Origin of the sequence: Flavobacterium dankookense, assembly GCF_004362665.1 — a bacterium.
Lineage (GTDB): Bacteria > Bacteroidota > Bacteroidia > Flavobacteriales > Flavobacteriaceae > Flavobacterium > Flavobacterium dankookense.
Window position 1 is genome coordinate 1 of record NZ_SNXR01000013.1, and the last position, 15,671, is coordinate 15,671.

The 15,671-nt window shown below is 34.2% G+C and carries 9 protein-coding genes; 6 read left to right on the forward strand and 3 right to left on the reverse strand.

The genetic code is table 11. The annotated features are described in order from the left end of the window. From BC748_RS06625 to pafA, 4 genes are all read left to right on the forward strand, one after another. On the forward strand, positions 1 to 5,533 hold a 5,533-nt coding region (locus BC748_RS06625), incomplete at its 5' end, for a T9SS type B sorting domain-containing protein (RefSeq protein WP_133532697.1). 5 nt (positions 5,534 to 5,538) lie between these two features. Next, entirely contained in the window at positions 5,539 to 6,504 is a 966-nt protein-coding gene (locus tag BC748_RS06630) for a PorP/SprF family type IX secretion system membrane protein (protein WP_246014016.1), read from the forward strand. Between the two features lie 9 nt (positions 6,505 to 6,513). Next, positions 6,514 to 8,394: an OmpA family protein gene (locus BC748_RS06635; protein ID WP_133532698.1), complete on the forward strand. Its 1,881-nt coding sequence runs from the start codon at positions 6,514 to 6,516 to the stop codon at positions 8,392 to 8,394. A 145-nt stretch (positions 8,395 to 8,539) separates the two neighbouring features. After that, a complete protein-coding gene (gene pafA, locus BC748_RS06640) occupies positions 8,540 to 10,153 on the forward strand; it encodes an alkaline phosphatase PafA (protein WP_133532699.1) in 1,614 nt (537 codons plus the stop codon). A gap of 43 nt (positions 10,154 to 10,196) precedes the next feature. On the opposite strand, the gene BC748_RS06645 is transcribed toward pafA, so the two are convergent. The 3 genes from BC748_RS06645 to BC748_RS06655 form a co-directional block, all read right to left on the reverse strand. Beyond that, a complete protein-coding gene (locus BC748_RS06645; RefSeq protein WP_133532700.1) occupies positions 10,197 to 10,991 on the reverse strand; it encodes a DUF3667 domain-containing protein in 795 nt (264 codons plus the stop codon). A gap of 90 nt (positions 10,992 to 11,081) precedes the next feature. Next, on the reverse strand, positions 11,082 to 12,287 hold the full coding sequence (gene lysA / locus BC748_RS06650) for a diaminopimelate decarboxylase (protein WP_133532701.1): 1,206 nt from the start codon (positions 12,285 to 12,287) through the stop codon (positions 11,082 to 11,084). 85 nt (positions 12,288 to 12,372) lie between these two features. After that, positions 12,373 to 12,792 (reverse strand): hypothetical protein, encoded by a 420-nt coding sequence (locus BC748_RS06655; RefSeq protein ID WP_133532702.1) that lies wholly within the window; start codon positions 12,790 to 12,792, stop codon positions 12,373 to 12,375. 164 nt (positions 12,793 to 12,956) lie between these two features. Here BC748_RS06655 and sucC point away from each other — a divergent pair, with 164 nt between their 5' ends. Together sucC and BC748_RS06665 are read left to right on the forward strand one after the other, a co-directional pair. Beyond that, the gene (gene sucC / locus BC748_RS06660) at positions 12,957 to 14,150 is read left to right on the forward strand and encodes an ADP-forming succinate--CoA ligase subunit beta (protein ID WP_133532703.1); all 1,194 of its coding nucleotides are present in this window, start codon (positions 12,957 to 12,959) and stop codon (positions 14,148 to 14,150) included. Between the two features lie 92 nt (positions 14,151 to 14,242). Beyond that, positions 14,243 to 15,595 carry a glycosyltransferase family protein gene (locus tag BC748_RS06665; RefSeq protein WP_133532704.1) on the forward strand — a complete coding sequence of 451 codons (1,353 nt, stop codon included), beginning with the start codon at positions 14,243 to 14,245 and terminating at the stop codon, positions 15,593 to 15,595. Positions 15,596 to 15,671 lie beyond the last annotated feature (76 nt).

Sequence of the window (15,671 nt, forward strand, 5' to 3'; positions counted from 1 at the left end):
AAACGCAGCAGGAACAGCTACGATAGTAGTAAGTCCAACAGCAACAGGAACTATCAATATAGTAAGCGTAGCAAGTTCAGGTAATCCAAGTTGTATCAATCCACAAACGAGTAGTATTCCAATCACAGTTTTACCCTTACCAACGGCAAGTGTAACGGCCAATCCAACAACGATTTGTCAAAACGGAACTACGACTTTAACGTTTACAGGAACACCAAATGCAACAGTAACGTACAACATCAATGGAGGAACCAACCAAACGATAACATTAAACGCAGCAGGAACAGCCACAATATCAGTAAGTCCAACCACAACAGGAACAATCAATATAGTAAGCGTAGCAAGTTCAGGAACACCAAGTTGTATAAATCCACAAACGAGTAGTATTCCAATCACAGTTTTACCATTACCAACGGCAAGTGTAACGGCCAATCCAAGTACTATTTGTGAAAACGGAACCACGACTTTAACCTTTACAGGAACACCAAATGCTACAGTAACGTACAACATCAATGGTGGAACCAACCAAACAATAACCTTAAACGCAGCAGGAACAGCTACGATAGTAGTAAGTCCAACAGCAACAGGAACTATCAATATAGTAAGCGTAGCAAGTTCAGGTAATCCAAGTTGTATCAATCCACAAACGAGTAGTATTCCAATCACGGTTTTACCATTACCAACGGCAAGTGTAACGGCTAATCCAAGTACTATTTGTGAAAACGGAACTACGACTTTAACGTTTACAGGAACACCAAATGCTACAGTAACGTATAACATCAATGGTGGAACCAACCAAACGATTACGTTAAACGCAGCAGGAACAGCTACGATAGTAGTAAGTCCAACAGCAACAGGAACTATCAATATAGTAAGCGTAGCAAGTTCAGGTAATCCAAGTTGTACAAATCCACAAACGAGTATCATTCCAATCACAGTTTTACCATTACCAACGGCAAGTGTAACGGCCAATCCAAGTACTATTTGTGAAAACGGAACCACGACTTTAACCTTTACAGGAACACCAAATGCAACAGTAACGTACAACATCAATGGAGGAACCAACCAAACAATAACACTAAACGCAGCAGGAACAGCTACGATAGTAGTAAGTCCAACCACAACAGGAACAATCAATATAGTAAGCGTAGCGAGTTCAGGAACACCAAGTTGTACAAATCCACAAACGAGTAGTATTCCAATCACAGTTTTACCATTACCAACTGCGAGTGTAACGGCCAATACAAGTACTATTTGTGAAAACGGAACCACGACTTTAACCTTTACAGGAACACCAAATGCTACAGTAACGTACAACATCAATGGTGGAACCAACCAAACAATAACCTTAAACGCAGCAGGAACAGCTACGATAGTAGTAAGTCCAACGGCAACAGGAACAATCAATATAGTAAGTGTAGCAAGTTTAGGAACACCAAGTTGTATCAATCCACAAACGAGTAGTATTCCAATCACGGTTTTACCCTTACCAACGGCAAGTGTAACGGCCAATCCAAGTACTATTTGTGAAAACGGAACTACGACTTTAACGTTTACAGGAACACCAAATGCAACAGTAACGTACAACATCAATGGTGGAGCAAACCAAACAATAACCTTAAACGCAGCAGGAACAGCTACGATAGCAGTAAGTCCAACAACAACAGGAACTATCAATATAGTAAGTGTAGCAAGTTTAGGAACACCAAGTTGTAACAATCCACAACCGAGCAGTATTCCGATTACTATAGTTGAAGCACCAGTTGCTGGAGTTGCACCACAACCCCAAGTATTTTGTGTCACTTCACCGTCAATTGATTTATTTTTATTACTTGGAAATACAGCCCAAACTGGTGGAACTTGGTCATCAGCATTGGCAAGTGGAACAGGTGTTTTCAACCCTGCTGTTGATTTGTCAGGAAGTTATACTTATACTGTCACTGGCAATCCATTATGTCCTCCAGCACAAGTAACAGTACAAGTAACTGTAAATCCAATTCCAAATGCTGGAAGTGATGTCGTTAATTACAATATATGTTCCAATCAAAATCCAGTTGATTTGTTTACACTTTTGGGTTCAAATGCTCAAACAGGCGGAACTTGGTCACCAACATTAGTAAGTGGAACAGGAGTTTTGAATCCTTCTGTTGATGCTTCAACAACTTACACTTATACAGTAGTTGGAATTGCTCCATGTGTAGATGATTTTGCAACTATTGAAGTAATAATCACTCAAGGACCAGAAGCAGGAAATAGTAATTCAATCACTGTTTGCGAAAATAGTAATCCTCAAGACTTATTTTTAGCTTTAGGACCAAATGCTCAAACAGGTGGAACTTGGTCACCAGCATTAACAAGCGGAACAGGAGTTTTCGATCCTGCTTTAGACTTGGCAGGAGATTACACGTATTCACTTTCTGGAAATGACCCATGTGATAATGATGAAGCGACAATAACTGTAATTGTAAATCCTGTGCCTGATGCTGGAGAAGATGGGACACATATTTTCTGTACAAATGATGCACCTCAGGATTTATTTGATTTCTTAAATGGTAATCCACAAACAGGTGGAACTTGGTCGCCAGCATTAGCTAGTGGAACTGGCGTATTCAATCCTTTGGTTGATGTTGCTACTACTTATACCTATACTGTTGGTGGGAATTTATGTGATACTGATACTGCAAATGTTGTAATTACTGTGGTTCAATCTCCAATTGCTGGTGCTGACGGGCAATTAACAACATGTGCAGATGTAATAAATTTAGATTTAACTACTGGTTTAGATGGAACGCAAGGAGTTGGAACTTGGACAGATGATGACAATACTAGCGCTTTAACTGGAAATGTTTTCAATCCATCATTAGTTGGTGTTGGAACTTATACATTTACTTACACAGTTACAGGAGGAACTTCACCATGTACAACAGATACTTCAGTCGTAACTGTAACAGTTAATCCATTGCCAAATGCTGGAGATTTTGTAGCTACTTCTCCAATTTGTACTTCAGTAGGAACGTTTGATTTGGATACTTTATTGACAGGTCAGGACTTGGGTGGAAATTGGCTCGATAGTACAAATACAATAATAGTAAATCCAATTAATGTTAGTGCTTTAACCTCGGGAGTCTATAATTATACTTATGAAGTTACTAATTCTTGTGGAGATGACGAGCAGTTAGTACAATTAGAAATCTTACCAACACCAGTTGTTTTAACTTCAAATGTAACCATAACTCCAATTTGTATTGGCGGTAATGCTACTGTTCAGTTTAGTGGAATGCAAGATGGAAACTATACTATAAATTATTCTGTTTCGGGTGTAAATAATATCACAACTCAATCCGAAACTATAACAATAACTGGCGGTTTAGGAAGTTTTAGCATTCCATCAACATCGCTTTCTAACATCGGAACATCTACTATAACATTTGAAAACATTACTAATACAGTAACAAATTGTACCGCTACTTTAACAAATAGTTCAGCGATTATCGAAGTGAAACCTTTATTAGATATTTTTCCAAATGTAATCACAGTTGCAAATGTTTGCCTTGGTACTGATGTTACAGTTGTATATACTAATGCAACTAATTTCCCAGACGGAACATATCAATTTAATTATACCATTCCAACAGGAAATCCAACAACAGGAAATTCAGGAGATGTTTTAATTACTGCTGGAAATGGTCAATTTACAATTCCTGCATCTGTTTTTGCAACGGTTGGAAGTTATGCTTTAACTTTAACTGGAATAACTTCTACTACGGAATGCTCTAATCCAACGGTTTCATCATCGGTTACTTTTGATGTTCAAGCGACGCCAAATTCAGGAACATTTACTGGATTAATTTCTATTTGTCCATCAACGGGAGTTTTAGATTTAAATTCACTTTTGGAGAATGAAGATACAGGTGGCGAATGGAAAGATAGTACTGGACAAGTTGTCAATTCTCCTTTGACGATTATCAATTTTTCTCCAGCAACTTATTCTTATACCTATACTGTCACCAATTCGTGTGCTTCGGTTTCTACAACGGTTCAGTTTACTATTTTACCAAATCCACAAATAGCGTCATTTAATATTTCAATAAATCCGAACTGTCTTGGAATAGATACAATTGTAACTTTAAATGGAATGGTAGATGGTATTTATGCAATATCCTATGATTTGTCTGGAAGTAATACCTTAGCTGGACAAACTGCAACCGTAACAATTGCAGCTGGTACAGGAACTTTTACTATTCCAAGTTCAAATTTGACCAACATTGGAACAACTGTTATCACAATTACTGCTATTTTGAATACAGTAAGTACTTGTTCTAATAATGTTGTTAATGTTTCTGCTCAAATACAAATTACGCCACTTTCTTCAATTGATAGTTCTAATATTAGCATATCAAATGTTTGTATTGGAGATGATTTGACTGTTCAAATAACAAATGCTACCAATCTAGTTGATGGAGTATATCAGTTTAGTTATTCCATTCCTAATGCAAATCCAACTACTGGAAATTCAGGCGATGTAACAATTACTTCTGGTAACGGACAGTTTACAATTCCTGCAGCTTCCTTTTCAACAGCTGGGAATTATATTTTAACAATCGTTGGTATAACTACTAATTCGGGTTGTTCTAATACAACAGTTACAGCTACTACTAATTTTACAATTCAACCATCTTTAGATATAACTGGCGCAACGGTTTCTGCACAAGATACTTGTGTTAATTTTCAAAGTTTAGTGACTATTTCAAACGCAAATAATTTGCCAGATGATAGTTATACCATCACTTATACTTTATCTGGAGCAAATGCATTTACCGAAACCATAACAATTCCTTTTGTTTCTGGTTCTGCAATTTTCCCACTAGCGCAAACCAATTTAACTAACGCTGGTTCAACTACAATTACGATTACGGATATCATTTCTACCACAGTGATATGTGGATTAAACGGAATAACTTTTCCACCATATTCATTTGAGGTTGAACAATTAGGCACACCAACTTTAATTCAAGAAGGCAATCTTTTCTGTGAAGATGAAAATCCAACCATTGCTAATTTATCGGCAAATATTTTAAATGGACAAACTGTCATTTGGTACACTTCTGAAACTGGCGGAACAGCTTATGCAGAAACAGATTTATTAGTTCACAATACAACTTATTATGCTGCTTTAATTTCTCAAAGTGGTTGCGAAGGACCAACACGATTAGAAGTTACAGTTGATTTAACCATTTGTGATGATATTCTAATTCCTGATGGTTTCTCTCCAAATGACGATACCATCAATGATACTTTTGAAATTAAAAACCTGCCAATAGTATACCCTAATTTTAAATTAGAAATATATAATCGCTACGGAAACATATTATATAATGGAAATAAAAATACACCACTTTGGGATGGAACTACAACTGAAAAAGGATTGAATGTTGGAGGAAATGTACTGCCTACAGGTGTTTATTTCTATATTCTATATTTCAATGATGGTGTTAAAAAACCAGTTCAAGGCAGATTATATTTAAGCAGATAAAGGAAATGAGTACAATTATGAAACATCGATTTTTAAAATACCTCATTGCAACAGCATTCTTTTTGATGGCTGTAAAATCCTCTGCGCAACAAGATCCTATGTTTACACATTATATGTATAACATGAGTGTAATCAATCCAGCTTACGCTACTGATAATACTGATGTATTAAATCTTGGTGGATTATATCGAGCACAATGGGTTGGCGCAGTTGGCGGACCAACTTCAGGAACATTTTTTGCTCATAAAGCGATGTCAAAGAGAGTAGAGTTGGGTGTTTCTATTGTTCATGATGAAATTGGTGATGTGGTAAATGAAAATAATATATACGTTGATTTTGCTTATGTTTTGCCCATTTCAGAAACCATGAAATTATCGCTTGGCGCAAAAGGTGGTGTAACTTTATTTGACACTAATTTCAATGGTTTTGAATTTACTGATCCTGAACTTGATCCTGCATTTGCAAATAACATAAGTAAAGTTTATCCAAATGTTGGAGCAGGAATGTATTTGTTTGGCGATAATTATTATGCTGGAGTTTCTGTGCCAAATTTATTAATGACCAGACATCTCGAACGTCAAGATGGAATTGTTGAAACTGGAGTTGAAGCAATGCACTTTTTTATCACAGGTGGTTATGTTTTCAAATTTAACAATAACGAAAATTTCAAACTAAAACCAGCTTTCATGGCAAAAGCAGTTTCTGGCGCTCCATTATCTCTTGATGTTACGGCGAATATGCTTTTCAATAATAAGTTTGAATTTGGAGTTGGATACCGTCAAGGCGACTCGGTTTCAGGATTGGCTAGTTTCTATGTAACTCCAACACTGCGAATTGGCTATTCCTATGATTATACATTAACTAATTTAAGAAATTTCAATTCGGGTTCGCATGAAGTTTTCCTTTTATTTGATATTGATTTTGGAAAACTTTCAGGGAAAGGATATGATAAATCACCGCGTTTCTTTTAATACTTTGGCATGAAAAAAATATTCTACATACTATTTTTAATCGGTTGTTTTTCAAATCTTTTTGGACAAAAAAAAGGTACAGTAAAACAAGCCAACAAGCTTTTTGAAAGAAAAGCCTATGTTAAAGCCGCAGAAATGTATGAACAATTAGAAACGACCAAAGAAGTACTTCAAAATTTAGGAGATAGCTATTATTATAATTTTCAAATGCAGAATGCCGTTCGCGCTTATGGTCAATTGTTTTTTTCACATAAAGACAGTTTGAAACCCGAGGTGTATTTTAGATATGCTAATGCTTTAAAAGGAATAGCTGATTTTGACAAAGGTGATGCCATCATGACTGAGTATTTGGGCTATGAACAAAACACACCTAAATTCATGAAAAACATCACTAGAAATGCTGCTTTTACATATAAATTGGTGATGATGTCAAAAAATAAAACCAATGGTGATTTTGGTATTTCTTTTTATGGCGATAAAGTTGTTTTTGCATCCTTGCGAAATGCTGAAAATGCTTCCTATGGTTGGAACGAAAGACCTTATCTTGATTTATTTTCAGCTACCGTAAATAATGAAGGTCAATTGACAAATGTTGAACCATTTCCTGAAGAAATAAATACAAAAACTCACGAAAGTTCGGCAGTTTTCTCAGCTGATTTGCAAACCATGTATTTTAATAGAACGGGTGACAAACAAGTACAAATTGGCAACGAAAGATTCGCAACCGTAAAATTGTACAAAGCAGAATTTAAAGGAGGAAAATGGACAAACGTAACAATGTTGCCTTTTTCTAGCGATGAATATTCAGTAGAACATCCAGCACTTTCTAAAGACGGGAAACAACTTTTCTTTGCCAGTGATATGTTGGGAACTATAGGTTCTATGGATATTTTTGTTGTTGATATTAACGACGATGGAACGTATAGTCAACCACGAAACTTGGGCGAAACAATAAACACCAAACATAGAGAGCAATTTCCATTTATAGCCGATGATGGTTCGCTCTATTTTGCATCAGATGGTCATCAAGGTCATGGAAATTTAGATATTTTCATGAGTTATAAAATTAGCGAAACAGAGTTTGACAAGCCTCAAAATCTTGGATTAACCATCAATAGTGAAATGGATGATTTCAACCTAATTCTAGATTATAAAACAGGTAAAGGTTATTTTTCTTCCAATAGAACAGGCGATGATAATCTCTACACAGTAGCTATGGAGGAAAACAAACTTCTATTTGCAGTTGAAGGTGTTGTGCGTGATAAAAATTCCCTACAATTATTACCTGGAACAGCTGTGAAACTTTATAACGAAGCTGGCGAATTAATAGAAGAAGTTATTGTCGGAAAAGATGGAGATTTCGTTTTCAACACGGAACCAGATAAGAAATACAAAATCATGGCGTTCAGAGATTTTTATATTCCAGCCGAAGCCTATTTTGATACCAGCATAAAAGGAAAAGTATTCATTGATTTAGAGATGAAAGTAGAGTCGTATTCTGATGCTGAAAAGAATATTAAGAAAGATGCAGAAGGTTCATTCTTTATTGAGTTAGAAAATATTTATTTCGATTTAGATAAATCAGTAATTAAACCTCAGGCTGAACAAGTACTTGACGGATTATTAGCACTTCTTAAAAAATACCCTTACATGGAAATTGAAATTGGAGCACACACCGATTCCCGTGCTTCTGATATGTATAATTTACGATTATCTAACCGAAGAGCTGCTGCTGCTTTAGAGTATTTAGTTCAAAATGGTATTGATAGAAAACGTCTTCGCTCAATTGGTTATGGCGAGACAAGATTGTTAATTATTTGTCCGAAAAATGATTGTACAGAAGCTGAACATGCAACCAACAGACGTTGTACGTTTAGAATATTAAAATAATAGTTGTTGAATTTTAGTTGTTTTTTAAAATTGGGTACAAATGCACACTAACAAGTGTGCATTTGTTTTTTATAATAATTGATTAACACAAAAAAACATCCATTTTCAATACGAATCCTTACTTTTGTTTTTCAATCTTTATGTTATGAAAAACGTCCAATCAATTATCCTTTTACTAGTAGTTCAATTCGCCTTTGCACAAAATAAACAGCCAAAATTGGTTGTTGGAATTGTAATCGACCAAATGAAAATGGAATATTTATACCGTTTCAATAGTGATTTTTCTGAAAATGGTTTTAAACGATTAATGAACGAAGGATATACGTTTCATAACATGCATTATAACTACATGCCAACTTATACTGCACCTGGACATGCTTCTATTTATACAGGAACAACACCAGCAATGCACGGAATTGTTAGTAATGAATGGTTTCACAGAACCTTAAAAAAAGAAGTGTATTGTACAGATGATGACTCTGTGGCTACTTTAGTTTCGGGAACTGAGAAAGAAGGTAAAATGTCTCCAAAAAACCTTCAAACTACTACGATTACAGACGAACTAAAATTAGCTACCAATTTCAAAGGAAAAGTTATTGGGATGAGTATTAAAGATAGAGGAGCAATTTTACCAGCTGGGCATTTTGCCGATTGGGCATTTTGGTATACTAAAACTGGCAACTTTATTTCGAGTTCGTTCTATGGAAAAGAATTACCTAGTTGGGTAACCGAATTCAATAACGAAAAACAATATGAAACCTATTTAACTAAAGGTTGGAACTTGCTGAAGCCTATCGAAACCTACAATGAAAGTTTAGTAGATGACAATCCTTATGAAGGTAAACTGTATAAAAAACCACCTGTTTTTCCTTATGATTTAAAAGGAATGTATGAAGGAAATGATGCAGGTGTTTTGAGAGTAACACCTTTTGGTAACGATGTTTTGGCAAATTTAGCCAAAAGAGCCATAGAAAAAGAATCGCTTGGAAAAGATGATGTTACCGATTTTCTTGCGGTAAGTTTTTCATCAACAGATTATATTGGACATACTTTTGGTCCACGTTCAATTGAAATTCAGGATACTTACTTGCGTCTGGATTTGACCATTGCTGATTTTCTAAATTATCTTGACAAAACCGTCGGTAAAGGGAATTACCTCGTGTTTATGACTGCTGATCATGCTTGTGCCGAGAATTCATCGCACTTAAAAGACCACAAATATGAAGTGGACAATATTAGTTATAAAGATGTATCTAAAGATTTAACCGCGTTTTCTAATGCTACTTTCGGAGCTAATTTACTATTGAAATACGATAGTTATAATGTTCATTTAGATAAAGATATGATTAAATCAAAAGGACTAGATTTAGTTAAAGTGAAACAAAGCTTTAAAGACTTTTTATATACTAAAAACTATGTTAAACGAGTATATACTGAGGAAGAAATACTAGCGTCATCGAGCAACGATCAATTATTGAGTTTTGTATACAAAGGATATGATCCAACACAAAATGGTGATTTGTATTTTGTATATAAACCCGGTTTTGTAGAATATTCTGCAACTGGCGCAACTCATGGTTCGCCTTATACTTATGACACCAATGTGCCGTGTATTTTCTATGGCTGGAATATTCCAAAAGGAAATTCACACGACAAAAAAGTGATTACTCAAATTGCACCAACTTTAGCGCAGAAACTAAAAATCACTTTGCCTAATGCTACTGATAGTAATGTTTTGGAAGAAGTTTTAAGGAACTAGTCAAAAGTAAAGACTGCTTTTAAGTAGTCTTTTTTTTTAAAAGTTATTTTGGCTGTGGCGCTAATTTCAACAATCCTTCTGGACCAGAAATAATTAATGTTCCTATGATGAAAATGAATATTAAAGCAACATACAAAATAAAGCCAATAAGGATAAAGAAAACTACTTTAACAATAATATCACCAATGCTTTTTTCAGGATAGAATTCTTTATAAAACCAAACCATGATTACAGGAATGGAAAATATAGACAACAAGGAAATAATCATATAAGTAGTAAGATGACCATCTTTTAAAAAAAATAATATTGGATAGAGAATCAAAATGCAATAAATCGTATAACAGCACTGAATATAAGCATTCATGATAATGTGCTCATAGTAATTATTATTCCAACGTTTTAATAATAAGTAGGTTACCACGGAAATTAAAGGAATTGCCAAGAGCATAACCAACGAATTGTAGTTGGAAAGGAATGACATATACTCGTTGATAGCCGATTTATTTATGTTTTGTTTATCATAAGTTTGTTCCATTATTTTAGATACATTCAATATTTTAAACGAAATAAATGAAGAAATACCACTCAAAACAAAGGCAAGCATAAGTGGTTTGTAATGGTTGACACGATTACCTTCAATAAATTCTTTGGCGGTTTTCCCTGGATTTCTAAGAACATTTTTTGCAGAATAGAAAAAACCTTTATTGGTGTGCAAAAAAATGTATTGTATTTCGTCAATCAAGTACTTTTTATCAATACGCTTGAATTTCTTTTGTCCACAATTATTACAAAAATTACTAGCTACTAAACTGCCACAGTTTTTACAGTTGTCTTCCATTTCAGTGTTGATTTGATTAATTGACCAGAGAATATGTTAATTTTAACATCCAAAACTACAAAAAACCCCGAAATAAATTCGGGGCTTTTTTTATAATTCAATCATAATTTGATTTTGAAGTAAATCTTCAAATGTTTCTCGCTCTCTAATCAAATGACCTTTTCCATCTTTCCATAACACTTCGGCGGGTTTAAAACGCGAGTTGTAGTTTGATGCCATAGAAAAACAATAAGCACCAGCATTTCTGAAACACAAAGTATCACCTTCGTGAATTTCGGATATTTTACGGTTATTTGCAAAAGTGTCTGTTTCGCAAATATATCCAACAACAGTATAAAAACGTTCTTTCCCTTTTGGATTAGAAATGTTCTCAATAGTGTGTTGTGAACCATAAAACATCGGACGAATTAAATGGTTGAAACCACTATCAATACCTGCAAAAACTGTTGAAGTAGTTTGTTTTATTACATTTACTTTCGCCAAAAAATAACCTGCTTCACTCACTAAAAATTTCCCAGGTTCAAATGCCAACGTCAACTCGCGACCATATTCTTTTTCAAAAGACAAAAATCGTTTGGTTAGTTTTTTTCCTAATTCTTCAATATTGGTTTCGATATCGCCTTTTTTATATGGTACTTTAAACCCAGAACCAAAATCCAGAAAATCTAAATCTTTAAATTGTTTTGCAGCATCAAATAAAATTTCGGCAGCATATAAGAATACTTCAATGTCCAAAATGTCCGAACCCGTATGCATGTGAATTCCATTGATATGCATTTTTGTATTTTCAACTATGCGAAGAATATGCGGAATTTGATATATGGAAATCCCAAATTTACTATCAATATGTCCAACAGAAATATTCTCGTTTCCACCAGCCATTACATGTGGATTAATACGAATACAAACTGGAACTTTTGGATGTTTAGTGCCAAAATGTTCCAAAACCGAAAGATTATCGATATTAATTTGAACTCCAAGCGCGGCTACTTCTTCTATTTCTTCAAATGAAACACCATTTGGAGTGAAAATGATTTTATCTGGAGTGAATCCTGCATGCAAACCCAATTGCACTTCTTGAATAGAAACGGTATCAAGTCCTGAACCTAAATTCTTCAGTAGCTTCAGAATTGAAATGTTTGACAAGGCTTTCATTGCATAGTTGATACGAAGCTTTTCTACCTTGGCAAAAGCATTAGTTAAACGATTGTACTGAAATTCTATTTTTTCAGCATCATACACATAAAGTGGATTCCCAAATTCGCGGGCCAATTGTTCTAATTCTGTCGGTTGCATAATTATAATTTAAATTTATGCAAAGCTATCATTCCAAGTAGGGAAAAGCAAGGAAAAAAATAACAGAATTCGTGCTTTTTGAAAGCTATTCTATGAATTCTAGTTGAAAACCATCAGAGAAAGATTGATCGATAACTAATTTATTATTAACGATATCGATACAACCCATTTCAATTCCATCTATAGTGATAACATCATCACAAAGATTTGAAACAGGATTATTCTCAATTTGGTATTCATAAACACCAGTTTCAAAACCATCATAAATAATACTGTCGTCAGGATTGTTATTTACAATTGTAACTGTGTTGTTCGAAGTATTAAAAGTCCAAACAATTGTTATTGGGTCAAAAGTATGATTGATACCAACTAATCCACCAGCAACTTTTGTTAAACGCCACTGACCATTAATTTGATTTTCGAAGTTATCGTTTCTTTCGTCATCATTACAGCTAAACTGTGTTAAAACTAGCAATAGTAATAAGGTTTTGTAAATTGTTTTCATAAAATGTTTTTTACTTTAGGATGAAAAAAGAAAAAAATGGTTGCGCCAAATAGTTCAACGAATGTTAAAAATAATAATTGTACTAAATTGACATACATTTCTTTTTCGTTTGATACTAATTAATTACTTTTGTGACACTTTATAAAGCAAATAAAAATTTCAATATGAACATTCACGAATATCAAGGAAAAGAAATATTAGCTAGTTATGGCGTTAGAATTCAACGTGGAATTGTAGCAAACAGTCCAGTTGAGGCTGTGGCTGCTGCAAAACAACTAACAGCTGAAACAGGAACTGGTTGGCATGTTATCAAAGCTCAAATTCACGCAGGTGGAAGAGGAAAAGGTGGTGGAGTTAAACTAGCAAAAAACTTGCAACAAGTAGAAGAAATTGCTGAACAAATCATTGGGATGCAATTAATCACGCCACAAACGCCACCAGAAGGTAAAAAAGTGCATAAAGTATTAATTGCGGAAGATGTTTATTATCCTGGTGAAAGTGAAACATCTGAGTTTTACATGTCTGTTTTATTGAACAGGGCAAAAGGTAGAAACATGATTATGTATTCAACCGAAGGTGGAATGGATATTGAAGAAGTAGCAGAACACACACCACATTTAATTTTTACAGAAGAAATTGATCCAGCTGTTGGATTGCAAGGTTTTCAAGCGAGAAGAATTGCTTTTAACTTAGGACTTTCTGGAAATGCTTTCAAAGAAATGGTGAAATTTGTTGATTCATTATACAATGCTTACATAGGTTGTGATGCTTCAATGTTCGAAATCAATCCAGTTTTAAAAACATCGGACAACAAAATAATGGCAGTTGATGCTAAAGTAAATATTGATGATAACGCTTTGTTCAGACAACCAAAATATGCTGATATGCGTGACATTCGTGAAGAAAATCCAATCGAAGTGGAAGCTAAAGAAGTTGGACTTAACTATGTTGATCTTGATGGAACTGTGGGTTGCATGGTAAACGGTGCAGGATTAGCAATGGCAACTATGGATTTAATTAAATATGCCGGTTTTGAACCAGCAAACTTCCTTGACGTTGGTGGAACAGCTGATGCAAAACGTGTGGAAACAGCTTTCCGTATCATTTTGAAAGATCCAAACGTAAAAGCAATTTTAATCAATATTTTTGGAGGAATTGTACGTTGCGATAGAGTAGCACAAGGTGTTGTTGATGCTTATAAAAACATGGGTGATGCTATTAAAGTGCCAATCATTGTTCGTCTTCAAGGAACAAATGCAGAAATTGCAAAAGAGTTAATTGATAATTCTGGTATGCCAATTTTATCTGCAGTTCAATTCCAAGAAGCAGCAGATCAAGTCAAAGCAGCTTTATCATAATTAAAAATTTATCTTCTTATATTTAAAAATCCTGAGTTTTAACTCAGGATTTTTTATTACTTTTCGACACAATTAATTGATTTAAAGTTGTAATGAAAAACAAGTTGTTTCCTTTTAAAAAGTCGGATATCCTTATCGTAGCTATCTCTTTATTAATGATGATAGTAGTATTAAATCTGCCTTTCAAAGCAAAACCATTTGGTGATATTACTTTTCATGAAGAAGCAAAAAATTTAGCTCTATATATAAAAGGTGCGGTTGACTATGATAAAGTTACAATCACAAAAGCGCCTGGACCTGTTTTCTTTTATACACCTGCTTATTTATTGGCATCATCAACAGCTACAGATAATCAATTATGGGTTTATGGTGTAGTTTTTACATTTTTAATAATCACCATTAGCATGCTAATGATTTTTAGAATTGGTTCTAATTTGTTCTCAAAAGAAGTTGGATTGTTGAGTGTTTTACTATTTTTTATTTTTCCAATACATTGTTATTATTCTCTCGGTATTTTAGCCGAAGTTCCTGCTTTTTTCTCCCTTACAGTAGCTTTGTTTGGTTGGTCTATCTTGTTGAAAACGCCAGATAAATTCAAAGGATGGCTGTTTCTAATTTTAGGAGTTTGGTTTTTAATATTAAACCGACCTAATGCTATTTTGATTTTACCAATTGGATTTTTAGTAGTGATATATGCATTCTTTAAGAACAAAGATTTTTTTAAAACCTTTGCAAAAAAGCTGCTTATAAGCTTCTTTTGTATTGGTATCATGGGGTTTTTAACTTTGAAGTTGGCAAAAGCTATTTCAAGTTCTAAAACCTCAAGTGACCAAGTAGGATTATTATATTATGTAGCATTTCAAGGAAGATTTCAGTTTAGAGAGGAACCATTTGATTTTAGATTTTGGGATGATACTGTTCGACCTGATAGCAAGGATTATCAAAATTGGAAGTCAACAGGAGCTATTTTATCAGCAAAGACGGAAAATGAAAACGTAACTTCAACTCAAGTCTACAAAGATTTTTTAATTGATGATGCAATGGAACATCCGATATGGTTTACTAGACAGTTTTTTGTTAAATCTCTTTATGGACATATTTATGTGATCAATAGTGTAAAACCCGAAACATTTAAAATCGGACCAATTAAAGGAGCAGCTTTTTATTGGATGTTTATTGCGCTAATCAATTCCGTTAATATTTTAATTATTATCGGTGCATTTGTGTTTATTCGAAAGCAAAAAAACTTGGTTAACTATTGGCCATTTTGGTCTATTATCATTGCGTTGCTGCTATTTCATGGTTTGACTTATATGGAACCGAGATACATGTTCCCAGCACGTGTTGCTTTATACATAATGAGTGCTGCAGGTTTGTATCAAATTAAATGGTTTCAAAAGAAAGTAAATTTTATTGCAAACTTTGCCTTGAATTCTCGTCTTTAAATCAAATTCTAATTCAAACTACTCAAATACTCATTTAGTAATTGTTACTTCAAAGGAAATAGTACTTTTGTTAGAA